General features: G+C 58.5%; 21 protein-coding genes. 18 read left to right on the forward strand and 3 right to left on the reverse strand.

The features are described from left to right. Nucleotides 1-248: 248 nt before the first annotated feature. Nucleotides 249-1,472, forward strand: a complete 1,224-nt coding sequence (locus tag ACQY8Q_RS22240; RefSeq protein WP_428428555.1) for an OmpP1/FadL family transporter — start codon at nucleotides 249-251, stop codon at nucleotides 1,470-1,472. Between the two features lie 605 nt (nucleotides 1,473-2,077). After that, nucleotides 2,078-2,881, forward strand: a complete 804-nt coding sequence (gene exoR / locus ACQY8Q_RS22245; protein WP_428428556.1) for an exopolysaccharide production regulator ExoR — start codon at nucleotides 2,078-2,080, stop codon at nucleotides 2,879-2,881. Nucleotides 2,882-2,918: 37 nt separating this feature from the next. Here the strand turns inward: exoR and xth are convergent, their stop codons facing one another. Beyond that, nucleotides 2,919-3,707, reverse strand: coding sequence for an exodeoxyribonuclease III (gene xth, locus ACQY8Q_RS22250; RefSeq protein WP_428428558.1), 789 nt, complete (start codon nucleotides 3,705-3,707; stop codon nucleotides 2,919-2,921). Nucleotides 3,708-3,852: 145 nt separating this feature from the next. On the opposite strand from xth, the gene ACQY8Q_RS22255 reads away from it, so the two are divergent. Together ACQY8Q_RS22255 and ACQY8Q_RS22260 are read left to right on the forward strand one after the other, a co-directional pair. After that, nucleotides 3,853-5,313 (forward strand): phospholipase D-like domain-containing protein, encoded by a 1,461-nt coding sequence (locus ACQY8Q_RS22255; protein ID WP_428428560.1) that lies wholly within the window; start codon nucleotides 3,853-3,855, stop codon nucleotides 5,311-5,313. Nucleotides 5,314-5,700: 387 nt separating this feature from the next. Further along, nucleotides 5,701-6,975, forward strand: a complete 1,275-nt coding sequence (locus tag ACQY8Q_RS22260) for a TadE/TadG family type IV pilus assembly protein (RefSeq protein ID WP_428428561.1) — start codon at nucleotides 5,701-5,703, stop codon at nucleotides 6,973-6,975. Between the two features lie 133 nt (nucleotides 6,976-7,108). Here the strand turns inward: ACQY8Q_RS22260 and erpA are convergent, their stop codons facing one another. Then, the gene (erpA, locus tag ACQY8Q_RS22265; RefSeq protein WP_428428562.1) at nucleotides 7,109-7,441 is read right to left on the reverse strand and encodes an iron-sulfur cluster insertion protein ErpA; all 333 of its coding nucleotides are present in this window, start codon (nucleotides 7,439-7,441) and stop codon (nucleotides 7,109-7,111) included. A 210-nt stretch (nucleotides 7,442-7,651) separates the two neighbouring features. Here erpA and ACQY8Q_RS22270 point away from each other — a divergent pair, with 210 nt between their 5' ends. The 14 genes from ACQY8Q_RS22270 (at nucleotide 7,652) to ACQY8Q_RS22335 (ending at nucleotide 24,013) form a co-directional block, all read left to right on the forward strand. After that, nucleotides 7,652-8,869, forward strand: a complete 1,218-nt coding sequence (locus ACQY8Q_RS22270) for a deoxyguanosinetriphosphate triphosphohydrolase (RefSeq protein ID WP_428428563.1) — start codon at nucleotides 7,652-7,654, stop codon at nucleotides 8,867-8,869. A 105-nt stretch (nucleotides 8,870-8,974) separates the two neighbouring features. Beyond that, nucleotides 8,975-10,735, forward strand: a complete 1,761-nt coding sequence (gene argS, locus ACQY8Q_RS22275; protein WP_428429849.1) for an arginine--tRNA ligase — start codon at nucleotides 8,975-8,977, stop codon at nucleotides 10,733-10,735. Nucleotides 10,736-10,797: 62 nt separating this feature from the next. Further along, nucleotides 10,798-13,704: an SPOR domain-containing protein gene (locus ACQY8Q_RS22280; protein ID WP_428428564.1), complete on the forward strand. Its 2,907-nt coding sequence runs from the start codon at nucleotides 10,798-10,800 to the stop codon at nucleotides 13,702-13,704. Between the two features lie 145 nt (nucleotides 13,705-13,849). Further along, a complete protein-coding gene (gene nagZ / locus ACQY8Q_RS22285; protein ID WP_428428565.1) occupies nucleotides 13,850-14,866 on the forward strand; it encodes a beta-N-acetylhexosaminidase in 1,017 nt (338 codons plus the stop codon). Nucleotides 14,867-14,917: 51 nt separating this feature from the next. Then, a complete protein-coding gene (locus tag ACQY8Q_RS22290; protein ID WP_428428566.1) occupies nucleotides 14,918-15,766 on the forward strand; it encodes a segregation and condensation protein A in 849 nt (282 codons plus the stop codon). A 22-nt stretch (nucleotides 15,767-15,788) separates the two neighbouring features. Further along, complete coding sequence (gene scpB, locus ACQY8Q_RS22295; RefSeq protein ID WP_428429850.1) at nucleotides 15,789-16,493, forward strand: SMC-Scp complex subunit ScpB; 705 nt, start codon at nucleotides 15,789-15,791, stop codon at nucleotides 16,491-16,493. A gap of 232 nt (nucleotides 16,494-16,725) precedes the next feature. Then, complete coding sequence (locus ACQY8Q_RS22300) at nucleotides 16,726-16,932, forward strand: twin-arginine translocase TatA/TatE family subunit (RefSeq protein ID WP_113243598.1); 207 nt, start codon at nucleotides 16,726-16,728, stop codon at nucleotides 16,930-16,932. A 72-nt stretch (nucleotides 16,933-17,004) separates the two neighbouring features. After that, entirely contained in the window at nucleotides 17,005-17,631 is a 627-nt protein-coding gene (gene tatB, locus ACQY8Q_RS22305) for a Sec-independent protein translocase protein TatB (RefSeq protein ID WP_428428568.1), read from the forward strand. Then, entirely contained in the window at nucleotides 17,628-18,446 is an 819-nt protein-coding gene (gene tatC, locus ACQY8Q_RS22310; protein ID WP_428428569.1) for a twin-arginine translocase subunit TatC, read from the forward strand. Before tatB ends, tatC begins: the two co-directional genes overlap by 4 nt. Before the next feature lie 70 nt (nucleotides 18,447-18,516). Continuing rightward, entirely contained in the window at nucleotides 18,517-19,800 is a 1,284-nt protein-coding gene (serS, locus tag ACQY8Q_RS22315) for a serine--tRNA ligase (RefSeq protein ID WP_428428570.1), read from the forward strand. A 25-nt stretch (nucleotides 19,801-19,825) separates the two neighbouring features. Beyond that, the gene (gene surE / locus ACQY8Q_RS22320) at nucleotides 19,826-20,596 is read left to right on the forward strand and encodes a 5'/3'-nucleotidase SurE (protein ID WP_428428571.1); all 771 of its coding nucleotides are present in this window, start codon (nucleotides 19,826-19,828) and stop codon (nucleotides 20,594-20,596) included. Further along, nucleotides 20,593-21,246, forward strand: coding sequence for a protein-L-isoaspartate(D-aspartate) O-methyltransferase (locus ACQY8Q_RS22325; RefSeq protein WP_428428573.1), 654 nt, complete (start codon nucleotides 20,593-20,595; stop codon nucleotides 21,244-21,246). Before surE ends, ACQY8Q_RS22325 begins: the two co-directional genes overlap by 4 nt. A 306-nt stretch (nucleotides 21,247-21,552) precedes the next feature. Continuing rightward, on the forward strand, nucleotides 21,553-22,209 hold the full coding sequence (locus tag ACQY8Q_RS22330; RefSeq protein WP_428428574.1) for a biotin biosynthesis protein BioC: 657 nt from the start codon (nucleotides 21,553-21,555) through the stop codon (nucleotides 22,207-22,209). A 277-nt stretch (nucleotides 22,210-22,486) separates the two neighbouring features. Continuing rightward, nucleotides 22,487-24,013: a peptidoglycan DD-metalloendopeptidase family protein gene (locus ACQY8Q_RS22335; protein WP_428428575.1), complete on the forward strand. Its 1,527-nt coding sequence runs from the start codon at nucleotides 22,487-22,489 to the stop codon at nucleotides 24,011-24,013. A gap of 57 nt (nucleotides 24,014-24,070) precedes the next feature. Here the strand turns inward: ACQY8Q_RS22335 and ACQY8Q_RS22340 are convergent, their stop codons facing one another. Beyond that, nucleotides 24,071-24,943, reverse strand: a complete 873-nt coding sequence (locus tag ACQY8Q_RS22340) for an ATP-binding protein (protein ID WP_428428577.1) — start codon at nucleotides 24,941-24,943, stop codon at nucleotides 24,071-24,073. Nucleotides 24,944-25,116 lie beyond the last annotated feature (173 nt).

Genomic DNA, 25,116 nt, shown 5'->3' on the forward strand with positions numbered 1-25,116 from the left:
GAAGTGACAGTTGATAAGATTTATGGAGGATTATTCCCGTTTCGGCAATTTATTAACCTAATAATAAAATTATTTACCCTATTTTCTCATTTTGGCGCGAATCTGGATTTTCTTACGTAAATTTTTGGTGCGCTGATCTGTCCGATTGCGAAATCTAGGTATTTGCCATTCGCCGTTCGCAGCCGATAGTTCTTTTCGAGAGGTTGGCGTTCGCGTCGGCCCATGATCTGTGTTCAGGGGGGAAACGGATGATCTACACCAAAATCAAGGCGACGATCACGGCGGCGGTTGCTGTGCTTTTGACCAGCACGGCCGCAAGTGCCGGCGGTCTTGAGCGCGGCGGCTACAATATCGACCTGCTGTTCGATCCATCGACCTATGCTGCCGAAGCAGCGGCGACCTATGTCAATCCACAGCGCGAACTCGACAATGTGGTGGACGTTAATCCGGCCAACGGTATTGGTTCCAATGGTATCGGAGGCGGTCAGACCAACGGCGTCGGCGAGACAGAAAGCTACTGGGTGCCGCGCATCGGCATAAAGGCCGGCTTCGGCGACAGTGTTGACTGCATGGCTGACTATTCGCAACCATGGGGCGCGCATACCAAGCCGGGTGCAAGCTGGATGGGCGCCAACGACAATATTGAGACCAAGATCGAAAGCGACAACTATGCTGCGACCTGCTCCTACAAGTGGGACGTTGGTAAAGGCCAGTTCCGCATTATCGGCGGCGGTTTTTACCAGGAAGTTGGCGGTTTCAAAGAGCGCTTTGTGAGTCCTCTTGTCGGCCCTGGGTTTAACGGCGTTGGCCGCCTCGATCTCGAGGGTAGTGGCTGGGGCTGGCGCGCCGGTGCGGCATATGAAATTCCTGAATATGCATTCCGCACGAGCCTTGTTTACAACAGTGCAGTGGATCTCGACAATTTGGAGGGGACGATCGATCTGACCAAAGTCCGGCTTCCGATTCCGGGCGGCGGCAGCTTTCCAGGCTCGAAATACGACGTGTCCAGCTTCGCTTCGATGCCGGACTCTCTGGAGCTCAAGGTTCAATCCGGCGTAGCGCCGGGCTGGCTTGTCTTCGGTTCGGTCAAGTGGACCGACTGGAGCCAGTTGCAGGTCATTCAGGTCAATGCAAATCAACCTAGCCCGACCCGGCCGGCAACCAGCCTCGTTCTTCTCTATCGTGACGGTTGGACTGTTACGGGCGGCGTTGGTCACAAGTTCAACGATCAGTGGAGCGGCGCGGCCAGCCTGACCTGGGACCGTGGTACTAGCCATGGCTACGGTAACCAGACCGATAGTTGGACGCTCGGAACCGGCGTATCCTATTCGCCGACCGAAAATGTTGAACTGAAACTCGCTGGTGCGGTTGGCCTTCTCACAAGCGGCAGTTCTGTCGGGGAAGACGTGAAGTACGATTTTGGCAATGACATCGTCACGGCCATTTCCACGTCGCTGAAGGTCAAGTTCTGATCTTTCAAGACAATGCAAAAAAGCCCGATGCTCACATCGGGCTTTTTTTATGCGCGCGTGCGGTCGTGAAGAGGTATCGTTGCCCATTTCAAGATTTGCTGCAGTCTGCATAGGAGCGGCGCGACGGCAGAAACGATTTTTTCTCCGTCGGTTCCGTGACAAAGAATTTCAATGGCTCAAGCCGAAATTTCTGCCTTTCCCGCATCACGTTTTGTGACGATTCAGCAACACATTCTTTCTATACTTCGTGACAGCCTGCTGGCTGGTGATTGTGTCTATTTCCCGCCACAAACTGGGAGCACCGATGGACTTAACAAAAGCGCCGGTAAGTTTTGAGCATGCGGCGTTTGGGGTAAGATGAGTCATCGCGTTTTCGAAAAAATCCATGTCTCTCATGATGTTACGAGACTTCGAAGCAGCCTTTCAGGGCTGTTTGGCAGGCTAGGGATCTGTGGGATGCACGGGGTGGCCGATATGGGCCGCACTCTTGCCGGAAACGCTGGCTACTGTTTTGAAAATGCCGGTGTGTGCGGCGCTTTCGACAGAGGCTCCCTGGGAATTTTTTTGGACCGGCTCTTGGGTTTGAACGGAAGAAATAGACTATCATGCTGATACGCAGTTACCGGTCGTTGACGTTTCTTGTTCTGAGTGTTGCGCTCGCGCTGACGGCTGAGCACCGCGTGGCCTATGCGTTCGATCCGAATGCCGGCATCACCAAGGAATCGGGGCCTTTCGCCCTCTTCAAGTTCGGTTTCTCCGCCTACAAGAATGGCCGCAAGGACGAGGCGGTCGAAGCGTACCGTTATGCAGCCGAAAAAGGCCATACGGGCTCCCGCTGGGCACTTGCCAATATGTACGCCTACGGCGACGGCGTTGCTGAAAACGACCTAGAAGCCTTCAAGATCTACAACGAGATTGCCGAAAAGGGAGTTGAGCCGGGGTCCGAGGATACCGGGTATTTCGTCAATGCGCTGATTTCACTGGCGGGCTACTACCGCCGTGGTATTCCCGACAGCCCCGTCAAAAGCGATCTTAACCAGGCGCGCCAGCTCTATTTCCAGGCCGCTTCCACCTTCGGTGTTCCCGAAGCGCAGTTTCAGCTTGCGAAAATGCTTCTCTCTGGTGATGGCGGTAACGTCAATGTCCAGCAAGCGAAGAAATGGCTCAACCGCGCCCGCAAGAACGGTCATGCCGGTGCCATGGGTGTCTTCGGCAACGTGATCTTCCAGGAAGGCCAGACGGCACGTGGGCTCGCCTACATGACCGCAGCACTTGACCAGTGTACCCCGAAGGAAAGGCCGTGGCTGCAGTCGCTGCAGGAGCAGGCCTTCTCGATTGCCGGCGAGGATGACCGCCGCAAGGCCGTCGCCATGGCAAGCAGCATTCATCTCGATAGCGACAGCGATTGAACAGGCAGGCTGAGCCGTTTAGGCGTCAGCCCATCTTTCAAGCTGCAAAATTGAACTGTGCCGCCACTGGTACGTGATCGGATGGTTTTTCCCAGGCGCGCACGTGTTTCTCGATATCCGTCGAGATCAATCTGTCGGCCGCTTCCGGCGACAGCATCAGGTGATCGATGCGGATCCCAAAATTCTTCGGCCAGCAGCCCGCCTGATAATCCCAGAATGTATAGAGCGGAGCGGCATCCGACGTTGAGCGGACGGCGTCGGTAAATCCCAGGTTTTCCAGCCGGCGGAAGGCCTGGCGCGAACGGGGCTGGTAGAGTGCATCATTCTGCCAGACCTTGACGTCCCAGCAATCATGCGGTTCGGCGATAACGTTGTAGTCACCGGCAAGAATGAGTGGCTCTTCCAGCGCAAGCCGGCTTTGCGCAAAGGCGTTCAGGCGCTCCATCCAGGATAGCTTGTAGGGGTATTTCTCTGTTTCGACCGGATTGCCATTCGGCAGATAGAGCGAGCAGACGCGGATTGCACCGCCCTTGACGGAAAATACTCCCTCGATAAACCGCGACTGCTCGTCCGTATCGTCGCCTGGCAGGCCACGATTGATTTCGTCCGGCTGCAGCTTTGACAGTATGGCGACCCCGTTGAAGCCCTTTTGGCCATGTGTCTCGACATGGTAGCCAAGCGCCTCGATCTCGGCGCGCGGAAAGCCTTCGTCCATCGTCTTGATTTCCTGGAGGCAGACGATGTCCGGCTGCGATTCCTTCAGCCAGGCCACGAGAACGTCGATGCGGGCCCGAACGCCGTTGATGTTCCAGGTAACGATTTTCATGCGGATGACGTCCTTTTGGCTGACGGCGCAGCGGCCTGTTCTGCTTTTAGCGCCAGTGCACCTTTTTCACAAACCCGATGCGGCAGAAAGACGTGTAGAGCGCGGCCGAATTGCTTCCTGATCCCGGCCCGTTATAGTTCGCCACATGATCGATCTGCTGACAACCTACTGGCCGCATATCCTCGCGGTTCTTTCCATCATCCTTGGCCTTCCAGCGGCCATTCACGCAACAATGACCAAGGACGAGGTGCGCTCGGCTCTGGGCTGGGTTGGTGTCATCCTTTTGTCGCCGATCATCGGCGCGCTGATCTATGCGATTGCCGGCATCAACCGCATCCGCCGTTCATCCATCGGGCAGCAGCGATCGCAGTTCCGCGAGCGTGGGCCGGATGCGATGGGCAAGTTCGACATTTCCAGTACGGTGGTCGCCGAACGGTTCGGACAGCGATTCGGCGCGATGAAACTGCTCGGGGATCGTGTCAGCCGGCATCGCATGTGTGGTGGAAACGGCATCACGATGCTGGAGGGTGGCGATTCTGCCTATGCGTTGATGCTGGAGCAGATCGGTGGCGCAACGCGCTCTGTGCTTCTCGAAACCTATATTTTCGATCGCGATCCAATCGGGTTGCGATTCGCTGATGCCTTGATTGCCGCTGCCAAACGCGGTGTCGCCGTGCGGGTGCTTATCGATGCGGTTGGTGCGCGCTATTCCGTGCCAAGCATCGTCGGTTACCTGCAGCAAGGTGGCGTTACCGCCAAAGTCTTCAATGGCAACATCATCATGGGGCTGCGGTTGCCCTACGCCAACCTGCGCACCCACCGGAAAATCCTTGTCGTCGATGGCTCTGTCGCCTTCACCGGCGGAATGAACATCCGCTCAGGTTTTACCGGTGAGTTTGCCGGAGAAGGGCAGGCGCGCGACACGCATTTTCGTGTATCGGGTCCGGTCGTTGCCGATCTCTTCCAAGTGGCGTCGGAAGACTGGCAATTTTCCAGCCGCGAAGCGCTAGACGGCGAAAAATGGAAAATCTCGGTGGCGCCACCCTTGCAGAAACCCACCATGCTGATGCGGGCCGTGCCCTCCGGACCGGACCGCGCCAATGAATCCAATCACAAGATGATGATGGGGGCCTTTTCCGTCGCCCGGCGCAACATCCGCATCATGTCGCCGTATTTCCTGCCCGACCGGGAGTTGATCAGCGCCTTGGTCACGGCGGCGATGCGCGGCGTGGAGGTCGATATCGTCGTGCCCGCCGTCAACAATCTGGTGCTGGTGGATCGGGCGATGACGGCGCAGTTCGACCAGACCCTGAAGGGCGGCTGCCGGATCTGGCGTGCCACCGGTGCGTTCAATCACTCCAAGCTGATGACAGTCGACGACCGGTGGGCCTATGTCGGCTCGTCCAATCTCGACCCGCGTTCGCTACGGCTCAATTTCGAAATCGATCTGGAGGTACTGGACGCCGGTTTCGCGACCGCTGTCGGGCATAGACTGCAGGCCGTGTTGAGCACTGCTCAGCCCGTGACACTGGCCGACCTGCGCGCCAAACCGTTTACAACGCGCCTGCTCAACAAGATATTCTGGCTGGGGTCACCCTATCTCTAGGTGTTTGGATCCGAACCGGAAAATGTCTCCGCGTCCAACGAGCGCCTGACAGGCTAAGTTCCGCGCAATCGCAACAGGGCTGCTGGTTTTCGCCCAGCCGCAATGCGCCTTGGGGTCGATGCAGGTGTCCTCTGAACCTTGTCCGACCTCCGCATTCCTCACACCGCTCATCAGGGATTCCATGGCTGCAATGGGGGGGATTACCATGCCCATGCTCCCCTCCATAAATTGTCCGATTAATTAACGTCACGGCACCCGTTAAATGGGTATCATCGAATGTGGATTGTGGTGTCACATACCGTAAATTTGCTTTCTGGATTAAGCGTTTAGAAAGACCGGCTGCGGGAATAGGCAAAGGACATTACGTCTAGCCGCAGAGAGTATGACATGACTTTCCCGAGATTGCCGATCATACACCGTGCGTTGATGTTGCTGCGTTGCCGATCAGGCAATTTTGGACTGATGACGGCGCTGGCGATTGTACCGTTGATGATCGCTCTCGGCATTGCTGTCGACTTTGCTGCCGCCCTCAGCCGCAAAACGGCCATGCAGAACGCTGCCGATGCCGCAGCATTGGCGGCTGCAGTCGAACCTGCCGGAGGTGAGAAAACCGTTGCGCTCAATTTTCTCGACGCACATCTTGGTAGCATCACAACGAATGATCCGGCCGCTCCTGACTGGGAACATCAAGTCACCGTCGTGCGTGACACGGTGGCGGTCGAGATCGAAGAGGACCATCGAACCGCCATCATGCATATGTTCGGTTTCAAAACGATACCGATTTCGGTGTTTGCGAAAGCCGTCAGAACACCCGGCGGCTCCGCCTGCATCCTGATCCTGGAACCCAGCAAAGCCGATGCCTTGAAGATCGTGAATGCGAACTCCGTGATCAGTGAATGTGGCCTCCAGGTGAATTCGGCGCATGCGCAACGTGCATTCTATATGGAGAACCAGGGCAAGTTCTCTGCGCCATCGATCGCTGTCAACGGCAGGTCCAAGCTTGGTTCCGGCAGGGCGATTTCACCGCCACCCTTGGATGGCTCTCCCACTGTCGCCGATCCTCTGGCCGGCATGGCAGAGCCAGTCGCCCGTACGGCGGCGTGTACGTCCCAGAGCCTGAAGACGATAAACAGTGATGGCAAGACGTCGATTGGTCCCGGGGTCTACTGCGGTGGGCTGACGGTGAACGCGAGTGACGACGTCACGCTGAAACCCGGAATCTACACCTTTCGAGGTGGTGCTCTCACATTGAACACATCTGCCAAAGTGATGGGAAAAGATGTGCTGTTTTATTTCGAAGATCAGCAATCGCCATTGATGTTGAACGGCGCGGCGATCCTGCAGATATCGGCTCCCACCACTGGTCAGCATGCCGGCATCCTGATGTTCCAGGGACGGCAAGCGAAGGATAGCAACGTGCAGTTTCGCGTCAACACCTCCGCTGGCAGCTTTTACAATGGCGCTATTTACCTGCCATATGCCGTGATCGACTGGAACGTCAGTGGCAGCCTCAACGCAGAATCGAGCTACACGACGCTGATCGCCAAAGTCTTGAATCTCTACGTATCGGGTACGGCGTTCTTCCAGAAGCCGACAGAGGCCGGGGGCGCTTTTGTTCCCACTGCGCTTTCTGGTGGCGCCGGCGTGCGGCTTGTTCAATAGCGGTTGGCGGCGTTTGATTCAGATCGCTTTACCGCCACGCAAAAACCACCGTGATTCAAACACGATGGTCCATCAAGCTGCGATCACACGCTTGCTAAATCCTGAATGTTGATTGCCTGCCGAGGTGCTATCTTCAGACTGAGAAACTTGTTCCGCAGCCGCAGCTTGCGACGGCGTTCGGGTTCTTGATCTGAAACGACTGGCCGAGCAGGTTATCGACGAAGTCGATTTCGGAGCCGCTCATGTAGACCAGCGACATGCTGTCGATCAGAACTTTGGCCTCGCCCTTTTCCAGAACGAGGTCATCGTCATCGGCATCGCCGACCAGATCGAATTTATAGGAAAAGCCGGAACATCCGCCGCCTTCGACGGAAACGCGCATGGCCTTCTTTTCGGCATCCGATTTCAGGATCACGGCAATGCGTTTCGCGGCCGAGTCCGAGAGAGTTACGGTATCTATCGTCATATCTACCTCCTACCGGGGTCAAGAACCGGAGAGATTCGCTGTTTACGTCACCCGTTGTCCAAATAGTGCCGACGGACGGGAAGGGGCAAGCGCGCCGCAAAGCCTTGTTTTCGTTCAAGGGCACGAGCGATTTCCACTCGGTGCTTTCCTGCAGCGCTCACTATAGGTATGAAGGCTTTAATACCGCGTCAATGGGATGCTGAACGGGAAATGACATTGGACAGACATGCGCTTGGTTTTGGTGCCGGTGAACGTGCGATTTTCGCCTCGGATCCGTGGGCTAGCCGCGGGCGGCTTTATCCGGAAACAGGCAGCCCGACGCGCTCCGATTTCCAGCGCGACCGGGATCGCATCGTGCACACCACAGCCTTCCGCCGGTTGAAGCACAAGACCCAGGTCTTCATCGCTGCCGATGGCGATCACTATCGCACGCGGCTGACCCATACGATCGAGGTGGCGCAGATTGCCCGCGCACTGGCGCGGGCGTTGAAACTGGACGAGGACCTCGCCGAGGGCGTCGCTTTGGTTCATGATTTCGGACATACGCCGTTTGGCCATACCGGCGAGGATGCGCTGCATGAAATGCTCGCGCCCTATGGTGGGTTCGATCATAACGCGCAGTCGTTGCGCATCGTCACCAAGCTTGAGCGCCGCTATGCCGAATTCGACGGTCTCAACCTGACGTGGGAGAGCCTGGAGGGGCTGGTTAAGCACAACGGTCCGCTGGTGGCCGCAAACGGCGAGGGTACGCGTGGCCCCGTGCCCCGGCCTATTCGCGACTATTGCGCGCTGCACGATCTGGAGCTGGCGAGCTTTGCCAGCCTCGAGGCGCAAGTGGCGGCGATTGCCGACGATATCGCCTACAACACCCACGACATCGATGACGGCTTACGCTCCGGTTATCTTACGTTCGAGATGCTGGAGGAGATACCGTTTCTTGCCGGGTTGATGCGCGAGGTCGGCGATCGTTATCCAGGGCTTGAAGCCAGCCGCTTCACCCATGAAATCATGCGCCGGCAGATCACCGCCATGGTCGAGGACGTGATCACTGTCGCGCAGGACAATCTCAAGGACATCCGCCCGCAAAGTGCTTCCGATGTGCGCAATGCGGGCAGGGTTATTGCGACTTTTTCCCCGGCCATGGCGGAGACGGACAAGCAGATCAAGACAATGCTGATGACGCGGATCTACCGCCATCCGGATGTCATGCGGGTGCGCAAGGACGCGGCGTTGATCGTCACCGATCTCTATAAGGCCTTTATGGCCGATCCGCGTGAGATGCTGAAACACTACTGGATTGACCAGATCCCCGGCATGGCAGAACCGGCCAAGGCCCGCCATGTCGGTGACTACCTGGCCGGGATGACAGACACCTATGCAATCTCCGTGCACAGGCGTTTGTTTGACCACACCCCTGATTTGCGGTAGTCACCGCGCCGATTGGCGGCAGTATCGAGCATATCGGGCTGCCGTTGATGAGAACGATATGAACGCGGCCTCGCGCCTTCGGGCGGAGCTGAGCGGATGGGTGCTATGAATCTCTTCACTGACTTCGGATCAAGAATTAAAAACGTTCTAGAAGCGCTTGATATCGTGCGTGAAAACCGATCATCGCTCGATTTCAGCCGAATCAGCGTGGAATCGCCGCGCGATGCCAGCCATGGCGATGTCGCGACCAATGCTGCGATGGTGCTGGCCAAGGCGCTCGGCACGAATCCGCGCGCACTGGCTGACCAGATCGTCGCCAAGCTGCAGGGAGATCCGGAAGTCATCGGCGTTTCGGTCGCCGGCCCGGGCTTCATCAACGTCAAGCTTTCGATCGCTTATTGGCAGAAGCTGCTGACCGTGATGGTCTCTGAAGGCACCGATTATGGCAGGAGTGCCGTTGGGGCCGGGCGCAAGGTTAACGTCGAATATGTCTCGGCCAATCCGACTGGCCCGATGCATGTCGGCCATTGCCGTGGCGCCGTTGTCGGCGACACTCTGGCCAACCTGCTGAAATTTTCTGGTTATGAGGTAACCAAGGAATATTACATCAACGACGCCGGCTCGCAGACCGATACGCTCGCCCGCTCGGCTTTCCTGCGCTACCGCGAGGCGCTGGGTGAAAAGATCGGCGAGATCCCGGCAGGGCTCTATCCCGGCGATTATCTCGTGCCGGTCGGCGAGGCGCTTGTCGCTGAGTATGGCTCGAGCTTGCGCATCATGCCCGAAGACAAGTGGATGCCGCTCGTCAAGGAACGCACAATGGCGGCGATGATGGTGATGATCCGCGAGGATCTTGCCGCGCTCAACGTCCACCACGACGTGTTCTTCTCCGAGCGTACGCTGCATGCGGACGGCGCAACGCCGATCCGCAACGCCATCAACGACCTGACCTACAAGGGGCACGTCTACAAGGGTACATTGCCGCCGCCGAAGGGGCAGTCGCCGGAGGATTGGGAAGACCGCGAGCAGACACTGTTCCGTTCGACCGAGGTTGGCGATGATATCGACCGGCCGCTGATCAAGTCGGACGGATCCTACACGTACTTCGCCGCCGACGTTGCTTATTTCAAGGACAAATACGATCGCGGCTTCAACGAGATGATTTATGTTCTCGGCGCCGACCACGGCGGCTACGTCAAGCGGCTGGAAGCCGTGGCGCGGGCCGTATCCGGCGGCGCTTCGAAGCTGACGGTATTGCTGTGCCAACTGGTCAAGCTCTACCGCGATGGCGAGCCGGTGAAGATGTCGAAGCGGTCGGGTGATTTCGTCACGCTGCGTGATGTCGTCGAAGAGGTCGGCCGCGATTCGGTGCGGTTCATGATGATCTACCGCAAGAGTTCCGAACCGCTGGACTTCGATTTCGCCAAGGTTACGGAACAGTCGAAGGATAACCCGGTCTTCTACGTGCAGTACGCCCATGCACGCTGCATGTCGGTTTTCCGGCAGGCCGGAGCTGCCTTCCCGGATATCGATTTCGCCACCGTTGATCTCGCTGGTGCCATCAATGGCAACATCTCTGATTCGAACGAGCTGCAGCTGGTTGCCAAATTGGCAGAATATCCGCGTATCATTGAGGCTGCGGCACTGTCCCAGGAGCCTCATCGCATCGCATTTTACCTTTATGATCTTGCCAGCGCCTTCCACGCGCACTGGAATAAAGGTAAAGAGTCTCCAGAATTACGTTTTGTTAACGATAAAAATGGAGAATTGACTATTGCCAGACTTGGGCTGGTGCGTGCTGTCGCCTCGGTGTTGAAATCGGGCCTGTCTATTACAGGTACCGCTGCACCGGATGAGATGCGATAGTATTGTCACCATTTACCCACAATGCACTGGCAATGACTGGCTAGTAGTTGTGAGTGGAGCGTATGGCAGACAAACAATTGGCACGAAGCGGGACTGCGGATTTCGGCGTTTTGGCGGACGATGATCCCTTGGCAGAACTTGCCCGTATTGTCGGCTATGACAATCGGCCTGCGGTCCAGCAGCTGCAGGAACTCGAACGGCATCGCGAGATGGTGAACAGGGAGCCTGTGCTCGCTGAGCCGGCTCTCGATCTCGAAGATGAGCTCCTGCGCGAATTCGATTTCTACGATGCGCCGCAGGTTGCTCCTGCAGTTCATACTGCAGAGCCGGTCCACGTCGAAGAGCCCGTTTCCTTTGCGCCGCTTGCCGAGGAATACCATGCAGCCGAAATCGCCGCGCCAGTTGTCGAGGCGGTCACGCCAGTCGAAAACATCGAGCCGATCGCTGTCGAGCAGCCCGCCTTCGAACCGGATGTTGCTTTCGAAGTGAGCGCGCCAGAGCATTCCCTGGCAAATTCCTGGTCGCAGCAGCCGGAGGCGATTGCCCCGGAAGCCGATAATGGCTGGGCAGTCGAGCAGTGGAGCGAACCGGTTGTTGATGGCGTAGACTTGGAGCGGGAGCTCGAACTCTCGATCAGCTACGACGAAGCGCCGCACGTTGAAGCGCGTCCAGTGGCGGCACCTCACTTTGAGCCGGAACAGGATTTTTCCGCTGCGGCTTTTGCAGAGGTTGCTGAGCCGGTTGTTGTTTCTCCCGTTTTCGAAAGCCCGGTTGCGTTCGAGCCCGTAAACTATTCCCCTTCCGAGGTCGCACAGCCCATCGCTGAGCCCGAAGCATTGATGCAGGCCGAACTACCCGAATGGCAAAACGCGCCGGCCCCGGCATCTGGCGACATCGTTATCGCACCTTCGGATGTGCATGGTATCGATGCGCTTCTGGCCGATATCGAGCGTTTTCCGGTTCCGCCAGCGCCAGAGGTGAAAGTCGCCACTCCGGCGGAAACTGCCCGCAAGGTCAATTACCCGTTCACGCCGACGTTCAGCCGTGCGACACCCGTCGCCTCGAACGGCGGGGCCTCATCGCAGAAGGCGTATGCTACGCCGCTGGCCGCAGCCATCGTGGCTGCGCCGGTCACTGTGGCTGCCGCTGAAGCTGTTTATCAACCGGCCGCCGTGGCCGCCGAGCCGGTGGTGATCGAAGCCGCCGCAGCCTTGAAGCCACCCGTCAATGCGGAGCCGGATTTCGATCTGGATACGTTCGAGCTGGATCTTTCCGATATTGATATCAATCTGGATGTCGATCCTTCGGAATTTGAACCGGCAGCGCAGCAAGCTGCCTTTGCTGCCGCCGAGCCTGTTGCCGCAGCTCCGGTCATTGCTCCCGTCATTCCTGTCGCAGCGCCTGTGCGCTACGTTCCGGAAGCCGTGGAAGAGGTTCGCGAAGAGCCGGAAAGCGCCTTGGCTTTCGATCCGTCGATGATTGCGGAAACGGAAGAAAGCCTGACGGCGATTGCTGATCTCAACGTTCCGCACTTGCCTGTTGTCGAACAGGAACGTCCGGCTGTTCATCACCCCGATTACGATCTCGATATTGATGCTGAAATGGCTCAGCTTTTTGCGGCACCGGGCCACAATGCGCAGAGCGTCGATCGTAGTGCCAATGCAGCACCGGCTACTGCGCCTGTTCAGTCATCGAACGTTCGTGTCGAAGAGGATTTCGACGAGTTCGAAAAGGCCATGGAAGAGGACTTCCGCCGGTCGCTCAACCAGCCACAGGACAATGACCCGTCCTCCGACCGCTTGGCCGTTGGCTCCGGATATGCCGCCAACAACGATTACGACGACGAGCGCCGTGGTTCGGGACGGCGCCGTCTGGCGCTGCTCGCCGCGACCGTTGCCGGTCTGGCGATCTTCGGCGGCGTTGGTGTCTATGCTTTCATGGGCGGCACCGGTTCGGCGCTGTCCGGCGGTGAGCCGAAAATCATCCTGGCGGACAAGTCGCCGGTGAAGATGGTGCCGGTTGAAAAGGGCGGAAAGACCGTTCCGAACCAGGACAAGGCCGTTTACGACCGTGTTGCCGGTGCGCAGGACACGACGCCTCAGCAGGGATCACTGGTCTCCTCCAGCGAGGAGCCGATCGATGTGGTTCAGCGGACGTTGACGCCAGAAAATCTACCCAATGAAGGTGCCGAGGACGATCTTCCCGGCGTGACGCCGGTGGATGACGACGGCAGTGCCCGGCTTCTGCCGGATGGAACGACGGCGGATAATATGTCGGCCGATGCAGAACAGTCGCCTGCCGTGTCGCCGCGCAAGGTTCGCACGATGATCGTCAAGCCTGACGGTACGCTGGTGGCCCGTGAGGAACCGGTCGCCGAGCCGCAGACCAATGTTGCTGCCAACAGTGGCAATCCGCAGGTCAACGTTGTCAAGACGACGACCTTGACCCGGCCGGTTGAGACGGGTTCGACGCCGAAGACGCAGCCGGTAGTGGACCAGCTTGCCGAGCAGGGGCAGAAAAGCGCGCTTGCAGAAGTCGCCTCCACAACGGTTGAGGAAACCGCTCCGGTTCGCCCCGTCAAGACAACGGATGTTGCCAATGCCAATCCGGTCCCGCAGACGCGCCCCGTTACCGAGCAGAAGGTTGTCGATACGTTCAAGTCCGATATCGCGGCAACCCAGCCTGCCGCCGAAGCAAAGCCTGTTGAGACAGCCTCGATTGCACCTGGCACTTATGTGATCCAGATCGCATCGCTGCCGTCTGAAGCCGAAGCTCAGACGTCCTACAAGTCGCTCTCCGGCAAGTTCGGCAGTGTCATCGGTGGCAAGGGTGTCGATATCAAGAAGGCCGAGATCGCCGGCAAGGGGACTTACTACCGGGTTCGTATTCCGGCCGGCTCCCGCGACGCTGCAAACGCGATGTGCGCGCAATACAAGAGCGCTGGCGGCAGCTGCCTTGTGACACGATAATTTCGTCCAGCAATGAAAGTTATCAAAGGCGCGGCCCAACGGCCGCGCCTTTTGCATGTCCGGGGCAGGCCGCGACAGCTGCGAATGGTGAGACAGGACAAGAAACCGGCTTTCGCCTTGCCAAGGGCTGCGGCTATCATGCGGCATGACCGAATCAAAAGCATTCATTTCGGGCTGCAAAGGCCTGACCATCACCCCGGACGAAAAGGCCTTCTTTGCGGACGAACGTCCGTGGGGCTTCATTCTGTTCGGACGCAATATTGGCGAAGCCAACCAGATCGCCGATCTGACGGCGTCCTTGCGCGACAGTATCGGCAATCCCGATGCGCCGGTGCTGATCGACCAGGAAGGCGGCCGCGTCCAGCGCATCCGTCCACCGATCGTGGCGCAGTATCCGAACGGTGCGGCAATCGGCGAAATCTATCGCCGTGATCGCGAGCAGGGCCTGCGCGCCGCCTGGCTGATGTCGCGCCTGCATGCGTTTGACCTGGTGCGGTTCGGTATCAATATCGATTGCCTGCCGGTGCTGGACGTGCCGATCGAAGGCAGCAGCGACGTCATCGGTAATCGCGCCTATGGCTACGATCCGCGCGCCGTTGCGGAGATAGGCGCCGCTGCGGCGGCTGGCCTCAAGGCCGGCGGCATGCTGCCGGTGATGAAGCATATGCCGGGCCATGGCCGGGCTTTTGTCGATTCGCATCATAAGCTGCCGGTGGTCGATGTTTCCTTCGATGAACTGGCCAAGAGCGACTTCCTGCCTTTCGTTGCGATGAAGGACGAATTGATGGGCATGTCGGCGCATATCGTTTTCACCGCCATCGACCCGGACAATCCGGCAACGACGTCGGCCAAGGTGGTCCGCGACGTCATTCGCGGTCACATCGGTTTCGATGGTCTTTTGATGTCGGACGACGTATCGATGAATGCACTGGCGGGCGATATCGAGGCGCGCGCACGCGGCATTATTGCAGCGGGGCTCGATCTGGTGTTGCATTGCCATGGCATCATGGACGAAATGCATCAGGTCGCGCGGGTCGTCCCGGTCATTTCCGGAGACAGGCTGCGCCGTGTGAAGGCTGTTGAGGCTGGTTTTGCCAAGCCCGACGCCTCGGACGAGGCAGCGTTGCGCGACGAGTTTAACGGCATGCTGACTATCGCTTGAGGGGCATGAGCTGATTTCAGGGGCAGGGCAATTGTGAGTAACGCCGGCGACATGCAGAAGAAACCGGCGACACGGGCGCCGATGGACCCGCTGTGGCAGGATGAGCCCTCTGATCGCGGCCTGCATGAAGAAGAGCTGGTCGTCGATATCGCTGGTTTCGAAGGCCCGCTCGACCTTCTCCTGCATCTTGCCCGCAACCAGCGTGTCGATCTCTCCCGTATTTCCGTTTTGGCGCTTGCCGAACAGTATATCGCCTTCATCGAACGCGCCCGCAGCATCCGGCTTGAACTGGCAGCCGATTATTTGGTGATGGCCGCTTGGCTCGCATTCCTGAAATCCCGCCTGCTGATCCCCCAGCAGGCCAAGGACGAAGGGCCGTCCGGCGAGGAGATGGCGTCTGCTCTGGCCTTCCGCCTCAAGCGCCTTGAAGCCATGCGCGAGGCAGCGACCCGGCTGATCAACCGCAACAGGCTTGGTCGCGATGTGTTTGCTCGTGGCGCTCCTGAACATATCCCGGTCGAAAGGAAATCGGCGTTTGAGGCTTCGCTCTACGATCTGCTCAATGCCTATGCGTCGCTGCGCCAACGCGAGGCAGTGATGCAGGTGACGATCGAGAAACGGCAGGTCTGGTCGCTTGCCGACGCGCGGCTCCTGCTTGCCCGGCTGATCGGCGATATGGTCGACTGGACGGCGCTTGATCATTTCCTGCTGCGCTACATGACCAGCCCGAAGGAGCGTGCCACGGCGATTGCCAGCTCGTTTGCGGCTTCGCTGGAAATGGTGCGTGAAGGCCGCCTCGAAATCCGCCAGGATGGCGCATTCGCGCCGATCTATCTGCGCCAAGGCCCAAATCCGCTGACCCCCGAAGGGCTGGCGGAGATGGAGGCGGGGCGTGATTGATCCGCAAGAGCGCCTGCCGGGGATGATCGAGGACGAAGATGGCGAGGACGCAACCATTGTCTTGGTCGACCCGCGACTTGAACTCGAAGCCGAGCGCATCGCCGAGGCACTGGTGTTCGCCTCCGCCCAGCCGGTTTCGGAAGGCTATATCGCCGCGCGCCTGCCACAAGGGATAGACGTTAGGCGCATCATGATGCGGCTCAAATCCATCTATGCCGGGCGCGGTGTCAACCTGTTGCAGGTTGCCGATTACTGGGCGTTCCGCACCGCAGCCGATCTCTCCTTCGTTGTTCAGACCGATGAAAACGAGGTGCGCAAACTGTCGCGTGCAGCCCTCGAAGTGCTGGCGATCATTGCTTATCATCAGCCGGTGACGCGGGCCGAAATCGAGGATATTCGCGGTGTGCAGACCTCCAAGGGTACGCTCGACGTGCTGATGGAAGCGGGTTGGATCCGCTTTCGCGGACGCCGCCGCACACCCGGCAGGCCGGTGACGTTCGGCAGTACGCGGGACTTTCTCGATCATTTCGGGCTGGAGGAACTGCGTGATCTTCCGGGCCTTGAGGAACTGAAGGGGGCGGGACTGCTGTCTGGCCGCATTCCGGCCAATTTCCAGATCCCGGTACCGCTCGGCGATGACGGTTTTGACGACGACGAGGATCCGATTACCCAGCTCGACCTGGAAGAACTCGGGTTACTGCCACCAACCGGTGGAGACGGCGAATAGTGCGCCGTCTTTTTGTATTCCTCCCTGACGCACTATTCACGTCCTCGTGAATTTGCGATCGGAACGGGCTGGAACGTTCGGATTTTCATACAGTTGGCTGTATCTCCGCCTCAGTCTCGGTGTAAGGATTGCGCGACGGGCACCTTTCCGCTAACCAGCGAAACGGATTGCTGTTTGAAAAAGATGGTCGAACATCTTAAATCGGGGTTACAGGCTTCAAGGGAGTAAGAATATGGGTTCCTTTAGTATCTGGCATTGGCTGATCGTTCTGGTCGTCGTTCTGCTGCTGTTCGGCCGTGGCAAGATCCCGGAACTGATGGGTGATGTTGCCAAGGGCATCAAGAGCTTCAAGAAGGGCATGACCGAAGACGAGACGGCGACAGCCGAAAAGGGCGTCGACGGCAAGACTGTCGAGCACAAATCCGACGAAGTCCGCTGATCATGTATTTTGTTCAGGGCCTGACCCAACAGGGCAGGCCCTGCTGCCTTCGGTTTTGTGGAGTTCCTGAGAATGCTTGATGTCGGCTGGACCGAGCTTGTCGTTATCGCCATCGTTCTGATCATTGTGGTCGGTCCGAAGGATCTGCCGCCTATGCTGCGAACCTTTGGCAAGATGATGACGAAGATGCGCGGCATGGCGAACGATTTCCGCCAGCAATTCGACGAAGCGCTGAAGGAAGCCGACCTCGACGACGTGCGAAAGACGCTGAGCGAAGCACAAAAGCTCAATCCGGCCAACACTATCCGCGAGGCGATGAACCCGCTCCGGCAGATGGGCAACGATATCAAAGCCGATTTGCAGAAGGCGACCGCCGCCGATACCACACCGAAAGCGCCGGACGCTGTGCCTCCGGCCACCGTTTCGGCCGAGGCTGCCGTGCCATCTGATCAGCCCAAGACCGATCCGGTTGCCGCCGCAGCGATTGCTTCGGCTGCCAAGCAGATGGATCGCGCCGCTCAGGCCGAAAAGCCGAAAGCCAAACGTGTTTCAAAGCCAAAGACGGTAGTCGCAGAAACAGCCATTGCGCCCGTTGCGAAAGCACCTGCGAAAAAGGCAAAGGTTGCAGCTTCGGGTGTCGCGAAGCCCGCCGTCAGCAAGCCTGCTACCAAGACGACGAAGAAAAAAGGTGACGCATGAGCGGCGATATTGAAGACAAGCCCCAGCCGCTGATGGCGCACCTGATCGAACTGCGCGCCCGCCTGATTTGGGCGGTCGGGGCGTTCTTCGTGGCGTTTCTCGTCTGCTTCTATTTTGCCAAGGGTATCTTCAATATTCTGGTCCAGCCCTTCAAATGGGCCGTGGATTGGGCGGGTCTCAATCACGGTTCGGTTGAGTTGATTTATACCGCGCCGCAGGAGTTTTTCTTCACCCAGATCAAGGTGGCGATGTTCAGCGCGCTGGTGATTGCGTTTCCGGTGATCGCCTCGCAGGTCTACAAATTTGTGGCACCCGGGCTCTACAAGAACGAGCGGGCGGCGTTCCTGCCGTTTTTGATCGCATCACCACTGCTTTTCATTCTGGGCGGCTGCCTCGTCTATTTCTTCTTCACGCCGATGGTCATGTGGTTCTTCCTCGCCATGCAGCAGGATGGCAGCAACGGACAGGTGTCGATCCAGCTTCTGCCCAAGGTGTCGGAATATCTCAGCCTGATCATGTCGCTGATCTTCGCCTTCGGCCTGGTGTTCCAGCTGCCGGTCATCACCACGCTGCTTGCGCGTGTTGGTTTCGTGACGGCGGATGGCCTGAAGGAAAAGCGGAAATATGCGATTGTCATCGCGTTCATTGCCGCAGCCATCCTGACGCCGCCGGATCCGGTGTCCCAGATCGGCCTTGCTCTGCCAGCCATCCTTCTCTACGAGATTTCCATCTACACGGCCCGACTCATCGAGCGGCAACGGGCGCGCGACGCTGCTGCGCGCGCGGCTGCCGAGGCGGAAGAAAACGCCGGCTGATACGCGCGCCGTATCAGCCGATGCGTTCGGGTCTCCGTTTTTACCAAGACCGATCAGGACCTGAACGACCATGCTTGATATCAAATGGATTAGGGATAATGCCGAAGCCCTGGACGCCGCACTCGCAAAGCGCGGCGCCGAGCCCCTGTCGGCTGCACTGATTTCGCTCGATGAAAAGCGCCGCTCCCTCGTTCAGTCGCTGCAGGATATGCAGTCGCGCCGCAACGCCGCCTCCAAGGAGATTGGCGCTGCGATGGCGCAGAAGAACAGCGATCTCGCCGAAAAGCTGAAGGCGGAAGTGGCCGAACTCAAGACCACGATGCCGGCTTTGGAAGAGGAAAACCGGCTGACCGATGCCGCTCTCATCGAGGCGCTGTCCAGCATTCCGAATATTCCGCTAGACGATGTTCCGGTTGGCAGTGATGAACACGGCAACGTGGTCAAGCACAGCCATGGCCAGAAGCCGGGCTGGAATCACAAGCCGAAGGAGCATTTCGAAATCGGCGAAGAACTTGGCTGGCTCGATTTCGAGGGCGCTGCGAAGATTGCCGGATCGCGCTTCACCATCGTCAAGGGCCAGCTGGCACGCCTCGAGCGGGCGCTCGGTCAGTTTATGCTCGACCTTCACACAAGCGAACACGGCTATCTCGAAGTTCAGCCACCGCTGATGACGCGCGACGAAGCCATGTACGGCACGGGACAGCTGCCAAAATTCTCCGAGGATCTGTTCCGGACCACGGATGGCCGCTGGCTCATTCCAACTGCCGAAGTGCCGCTGACCAATATGGTGCGCGAACAGATCCTTGACGCAGACGCTTTGCCGCTGCGCTTTACGGCGCTGACACCCTGCTTCCGTTCGGAAGCTGGTTCCGCCGGCCGCGATACCCGTGGCATGCTGCGCCAGCACCAGTTCAACAAGGTCGAACTGGTGTCGATCACTGACGCCGACAATTCGATCGGCGAACATGAACGTATGACGGCCTGCGCCGAAGAGGTCCTGAAGCGCCTTGATCTGCACTACCGCGTCATGACGCTGTGCACGGGCGACATGGGCTTTGGTGCGCGCAAGACCTACGATCTGGAAGTCTGGCTGCCGGGGCAGGATGCCTATCGCGAGATTTCGTCCTGCTCGGTCTGCGGCGATTTCCAGGCGCGGCGCATGAACACCCGCTACCGGGTGAAGGACGACAAGGCCCTGAAGTTCGTTCACACGTTGAACGGCTCGGGAACGGCTGTAGGCCGTGCCTTGATCGCCGTCATCGAAAACTATCTGAATGAAGACGGATCGGTAACCATCCCGGCCGTATTGTTGCCTTATATGGGCGGCCTCACGAAGATCGAAAAGGCCGGTTGAGCCGCGTCTTGCGGCAGGGGTTAAGATGCGAATTCTGCTGACAAATGACGATGGCATCCACGCCGAAGGCCTTGCCGTGCTCGAACGGATCGCCCGGACGATTTCAGACGACGTCTGGGTGGTGGCGCCGGAAACGGACCAGAGCGGCCTTGCGCATTCCCTGACCCTGTCGGAGCCGTTGCGGCTGCGGCAGATTTCGGAAAAACACTTTGCGCTGCGCGGTACGCCGACCGATTGCGTCATCATGGGCGTGCGTAAGGTTCTCGATATCAAGCCGGACCTCATTCTGTCCGGCGTCAATGTCGGCGCCAACATGGCCGATGACGTTACCTATTCCGGCACGATCGCCGGTGCCATCGAAGGCACGCTGCAAGGCATCCGTTCGTTTGCCCTCAGCCAGGCCTATCGTCATGCGGATGGCGGCATCGTTCCCTGGGATGTGGTGGAAACCCATGCGCCAAAACTTCTGAAGAAGCTGATGAAGCTCGATCTGCCGGATGGCACATTCCTCAACCTGAATTTCCCCAACTGTTCGGCTGATGCCGTGGCCGGAACTGAGGTGACCTGCCAGGGCAAGCTTGATTTCGGCCTGTCGATCGATGAGCGCTCCGACGGACGCGGTCATCCATACTACTGGCTTCGTTTCGGCGAGCGTTTTGGCGATTTCCGGGCCGGAACCGATATCCATGCGATCCGCGAGCACAAGATCTCCGTAACCCCGTTGAAGCTCGATCTGACCGATTATGCCGTGCAGGATCGGGTCGCCCGCGCGCTTCTCGACGGAGAGGCCGATTGAGCCCGCGCGTCATCGAGCAGGAGGGGTTTGCCGCCTTGGTGTTGCGCCTGCGGGCCGAGGGCATATCCAACAAGGAATTGCTCAACGCCGTCGAGCAGACGCCACGGTCGATTTTCACCCCGCCGCAGTATCAGGAAAATGCCTATTCCTCACGGCTCGTTCCGCTGGAGTGTGGCGCCTTCATGGAAGGCTTCGATTTTGCCGTCCGGCTTTTGCACTGCCTGAATGTCAAGGCAGGGCAACGCGTGCTTGAGGTCGGTACCGGCAGCGGGTTTACGGCCGGCGTCATGGGACGGATGGCCGAGCGGGTGCTGACGATCGAGCGTTACAAGACGCTTGCGACTGGTGCCCAGCGAAACCTCGAAAAGGCCGGTATCCGCAATGTGATCGTCCGTCATGCTGATGGCAGCATCGGACCGACGGGCGAGGGCACCTTTGACCGAATCCTGGTGACCACGGCCTTCTCCAGTCTGCCGCGGGTGTTTTCCGACCACCTCGTCTCGGGGGGCATACTGATCGTGCCGATCATGATGAGCGAAACCGAATGCCGGATCGTCCGGCTGACGCGCACCGGCAGCCGTTTTGACCGCGAAGACCTGTTCGAGGCGCCTTATCTGCCGTTCGTTCCGCAGGTCGCGTCCTTTCTCTGAAATCCAAAATGCTCTGCTTTCACACGATGATTTTTCGGGCGGGACTCGGAAAAACGTCATGTGAAGACACCGATTCCGTTGCTTGCTGCGGCAGTGGGGCCGCGCCTGCGTCCATGATGGCTTGCTTGTTAAGTGATTTATTGTTGCGAAAACAGGGTGTTAACCTTCTGTTAACCTTGGTCAGTTTGGCGCAAGCTTCGGAGCCTAACCGAAACCTGCGCACCATAGTCATACAGATGAGCTGACCTCTGACCGGAAGTGTATGTGTCAGTTCCATTCCAGGCGCCAAAACGCAGGAGACGGCAGATGCAGATCGCGAACAGACTGAACTCGGCCGCCGCCGGAGATGGCTTGAACAATCTTGCCGGCCGGGCGGCGGCACAAGGCGCGTCTGGCAACCGGGAAGACGGCGGTGCGATGGCATTGCCGACAGGCGGCTACGATCCGTCCTCGCGCGTTTCGCTTTCCGCTGAAGCTCTTCTATTCCTTGGTCGAACCAAGCGGGTGCAGGAAAAATATCCAGCCCTGACAAAAGACGAATGGAGCAACACGCTTTCACCGCAGCTTGCCGCACGCGAATACCAGGCTTTTGGCAAGTACAGCGAGACCGGCGATCACAAGGCCTATTACCGCGCCTTCATCGAGTACTATGACAATTTGCGCCCGGAAGATCAGAACAGCCTTCGCTATTTTGGTACCCGTGATGCGGCCATCGCTGGCGCGCGCTCCGTGGCGTACAATGATGAAAGCGGTATTGATGGCGGGGCGACATTCCAGACGCTCGTCAGTGTCCTGCTGGATACCGACAAGGTGCAGTCGGAGTTGACCGGGGCGCCAGGTATTGGTGGCATGATCACCGGCGATATGTTCGGCTGGGATACCGGTACCATCAGCTACGAGGATGTCACGCAGACGCGCAGCCCTGTCTCCGGCATCGAAAAATTCTATCAGGAAAACTTCTGAGTCCAGGCGCCGCATAGACCCGTAAATTTGTGGCACCTTGCGTCATCAGGTCTGGGTTGTCGTGAAAAGCCTTCGGCACGACGGGAATATGACCCTTGCCAAGCTTGCCTCTCTGCCCGTTCTGGCTGTGAGTTGCCATTGAATTTGGCCTGGCAGGGCCATCATGGTTATCAATTTATCAAAAAAAGTAGAAGCTAATATCGGTTTTAACCGTGCGGTAACTCTAATGCGTTTTAATCATTTTACACCGAGTTGTGTTCCAAGTGGGTAAAGTGTCATGCGTATTAGAGTTTCGTCGAGTGTGGGAAAGTCCGCTGTTCGCCTGCTTGCAGCATTGTTGCTGGCAAGCGTAGCGACAGGATGCAGCTCCGATGCGAGCCGCTTTGGCGGGCTTTTTTCGAAGTCCGATAATCTAACGACCAACTCGATCGCCAGCAGCAATGTTCCCATTCCGCGCAGCGATGTGCAGGGTGGTAATCTGGCGGCGGCGCCGGTAGGCCAGGTCAATCGCCAGCAGGCGGTCGATCAACCGTTCCCCGATCCCGTCAATACTGCATCAACGCCGGTTTCACGGGCGCGGGAAGCCTCCACGCCGATCAATGTTCAGCGTGTGGCGCTTGCCGATCCTGCGGCAAAGGTCCGGGACACCTCCCAGCCATTCCCTGCAGCGCGGGAAACGGCAAAGGCCGAGCAGAGGCTGAACGCTGATCCGGTCGCGACAGCAACGACATCGAAGGGTGGCTGGTCGACGACGAATGCTCCTGCCGTCCTGCTGCGTCAGGGCGATACGGTCGCAACGCTCTCCAAGCGGTTCGGTGTGCCGGAAAAAGAAATTCTCAAGGCGAACGGCCTGACATCGTCATCGCAGGCAGAGCCGGGTCAGCGGATACTGATCCCGACTTTCGGTGTCGCCAGCAGCGCTGCCAAGGCGTCTGCGTCGGATGCTGCGGCCAGCCTTGACGTCGACAAGCAGAAGAATACCCCGATCCAGCAGGATAACCGCGACGTGGCAATCCTGCCCGGCCAGTCCCAGGCCCGTGAAAAGGGTGTCAATCGCACCGATACGGCCGCTGGCAAGCAACCGGTGTCCGGAGACGGCAACGGTCAGGCCGGAACGTATACGGTCAAGGCTGGTGATTCCATCAACCGGATCGCCAAGGCAAACGGCGTGTCTGTCGATGCGCTGCGCAAGGAGAACGGCCTGTCCAGTGCGGCAATCCGCATCGGCCAGACGTTGAAAATTCCGGGCGGTAATGCCTCGGGTGCAGATCAGGTTGTCACGGCGTCTGTCCCGAAGAAGGCCGACACCAAGGTTGCCAAGGCCGACAGCACGAAGCCGGCTGAATATACGGCGCCGGTTGCCAAGCAGTCGGTGACGGAAGTTGCTTCGAAAGAGGACCCATCCGAAACCTCGCCGAAGGCAACAGGGATCAGCAAGTATCGCTGGCCGGTTCGTGGCGCTGTGATCGCCGGCTACGGCGCCAATGTCGAAGGCAATCGTAACGACGGCATCAATATCTCGGTTCCTGAGGGTACGCCGATCAAGGCAGCCGAGAATGGTGTGGTCATTTATTCAGGCAGCAGCCTGAAGGAACTCGGCAACGCCGTTCTGGTTCGCCATGACGACGGCACGGTTACGGTCTACGGCAATGCGTCGGAACTGAAGGTTCAGCGCGGCCAGAAGATCCAGCGCGGCCAGACACTGGCGGCATCCGGCATGAGCGGCACGGCAACGCAACCGCAGGTGCACTTCGAAGTGCGCAAGAATGCCAGCGCAGTCAACCCGGCGACATTCCTCGAATAGCCCGAGGCGGTCTTAGATCAGGAAAAGAAAAGCCCCGTTTCGGGGCTTTTCTGCGTTTTAGACCAGATCAATCATTTTCTGTGAGCGGCCGGCCAAGTCCTGGATGAACTGCCAGGCGACGCGGCCGGAGCGGGCGCCGCGTGTCGTGCTCCACTCCAGTGCATCGGCATGCAGCTGTTTGGGGTCGGTTTCCAGCCCGAAATGAGCGGCATAACCGTCGATCATCGACAGATAGTCGTCCTGGCTGCACTTGTAGAAACCTAGCCAGAGCCCGAACCGGTCGGACAGCGAGACCTTTTCCTCGACCGCCTCGGAGGGATTGATCGCTGTCGATTGCTCGTTTTCCATCATGTGACGCGGGAGCAGGTGCCGGCGATTGGATGTCGCATAGAGCAGCACGTTTGCCGGCCGGCCCTCGATGCCGCCATCGAGAACGGCTTTCAGCGACTTGTAGGATGTATCGTCGTGATCGAAAGACAGGTCGTCGCAAAAGACAATGACAGGCAACGGCGCGGTTTTTAGGATTTCCATCAGGGTCGGCAGCGTGGCGATGTCCTCGCGATGCACCTCGACCAGCTTCAGGCGGATGCCCGCATCGGCAGCGACGCTGGCGTGAACCGCCTTGACCAGCGAGGATTTGCCCATGCCGCGCGCGCCCCAGAGCAGCACGTTGTTGGCCGGAAAGCCTTGCGCAAATCTCAGCGTATTGTCGAACAGGATATCGCGGACATGATCGACGCTTTGGATCAGCTTGAGCTCCACCCGGTTGGGCTTTGTCACTGGCTGGAGATGCAGACGCTGGGGAGCCCAGACGAAGCATTCCGCAGCGTCCCAGTCATTGATGGCAGGGGCAGGACCGGCGATCCGCTCGATGGCTGCCGACAGCTTGCGCATTTCGGCGATCAGAAGGTCGATTTTTGTGTCCTGCATGAGAGCTTCCCCGATGATGACTAGGATTTTGGCGGTGGGGCCAACCAGTCCGGTAGCATGGCTGATCTAACGGTAAAAGGCGTGAAATCCAGTAGAAAGAGCTTCTCCTCGGGCCGATTTCATGTATGAGGCTGAAGACAGAAGCCGGTTGGTCTGTTGTTGCATTGAAATCA

The organism is Pararhizobium sp., from assembly GCF_965279435.1.
GTDB lineage: Bacteria > Pseudomonadota > Alphaproteobacteria > Rhizobiales > Rhizobiaceae > Pararhizobium.

What these genes read in the sequence shown, in the direction of transcription:
- ACQY8Q_RS22270 (WP_428428563.1), top strand. Translation starts at nt 7,652, where the DNA reads ATGACATTGGACAGACATGCGCTTGGTTTTGGTGCCGGTGAACGTGCG.
- ACQY8Q_RS22240 (WP_428428555.1), top strand. Translation starts at nt 249, where the DNA reads ATGATCTACACCAAAATCAAGGCGACGATCACGGCGGCGGTTGCTGTG.
- ACQY8Q_RS22260 (WP_428428561.1), top strand. Translation starts at nt 5,701, where the DNA reads ATGACTTTCCCGAGATTGCCGATCATACACCGTGCGTTGATGTTGCTG.
- argS (WP_428429849.1), top strand. Translation starts at nt 8,975, where the DNA reads ATGAATCTCTTCACTGACTTCGGATCAAGAATTAAAAACGTTCTAGAA.
- tatB (WP_428428568.1), top strand. Translation starts at nt 17,005, where the DNA reads ATGCTTGATGTCGGCTGGACCGAGCTTGTCGTTATCGCCATCGTTCTG.
- ACQY8Q_RS22290 (WP_428428566.1), top strand. Translation starts at nt 14,918, where the DNA reads ATGCAGAAGAAACCGGCGACACGGGCGCCGATGGACCCGCTGTGGCAG.
- ACQY8Q_RS22255 (WP_428428560.1), top strand. Translation starts at nt 3,853, where the DNA reads ATGATCGATCTGCTGACAACCTACTGGCCGCATATCCTCGCGGTTCTT.
- xth (WP_428428558.1), bottom strand. Translation starts at nt 3,707, where the DNA reads ATGAAAATCGTTACCTGGAACATCAACGGCGTTCGGGCCCGCATCGAC.
- tatC (WP_428428569.1), top strand. Translation starts at nt 17,628, where the DNA reads ATGAGCGGCGATATTGAAGACAAGCCCCAGCCGCTGATGGCGCACCTG.
- ACQY8Q_RS22280 (WP_428428564.1), top strand. Translation starts at nt 10,798, where the DNA reads ATGGCAGACAAACAATTGGCACGAAGCGGGACTGCGGATTTCGGCGTT.
- ACQY8Q_RS22340 (WP_428428577.1), bottom strand. Translation starts at nt 24,943, where the DNA reads ATGCAGGACACAAAAATCGACCTTCTGATCGCCGAAATGCGCAAGCTG.
- surE (WP_428428571.1), top strand. Translation starts at nt 19,826, where the DNA reads ATGCGAATTCTGCTGACAAATGACGATGGCATCCACGCCGAAGGCCTT.
- ACQY8Q_RS22330 (WP_428428574.1), top strand. Translation starts at nt 21,553, where the DNA reads ATGCAGATCGCGAACAGACTGAACTCGGCCGCCGCCGGAGATGGCTTG.
- nagZ (WP_428428565.1), top strand. Translation starts at nt 13,850, where the DNA reads ATGACCGAATCAAAAGCATTCATTTCGGGCTGCAAAGGCCTGACCATC.
- ACQY8Q_RS22335 (WP_428428575.1), top strand. Translation starts at nt 22,487, where the DNA reads ATGCGTATTAGAGTTTCGTCGAGTGTGGGAAAGTCCGCTGTTCGCCTG.
- scpB (WP_428429850.1), top strand. Translation starts at nt 15,789, where the DNA reads ATGATCGAGGACGAAGATGGCGAGGACGCAACCATTGTCTTGGTCGAC.
- erpA (WP_428428562.1), bottom strand. Translation starts at nt 7,441, where the DNA reads ATGACGATAGATACCGTAACTCTCTCGGACTCGGCCGCGAAACGCATT.
- exoR (WP_428428556.1), top strand. Translation starts at nt 2,078, where the DNA reads ATGCTGATACGCAGTTACCGGTCGTTGACGTTTCTTGTTCTGAGTGTT.
- serS (WP_428428570.1), top strand. Translation starts at nt 18,517, where the DNA reads ATGCTTGATATCAAATGGATTAGGGATAATGCCGAAGCCCTGGACGCC.
- ACQY8Q_RS22300 (WP_113243598.1), top strand. Translation starts at nt 16,726, where the DNA reads ATGGGTTCCTTTAGTATCTGGCATTGGCTGATCGTTCTGGTCGTCGTT.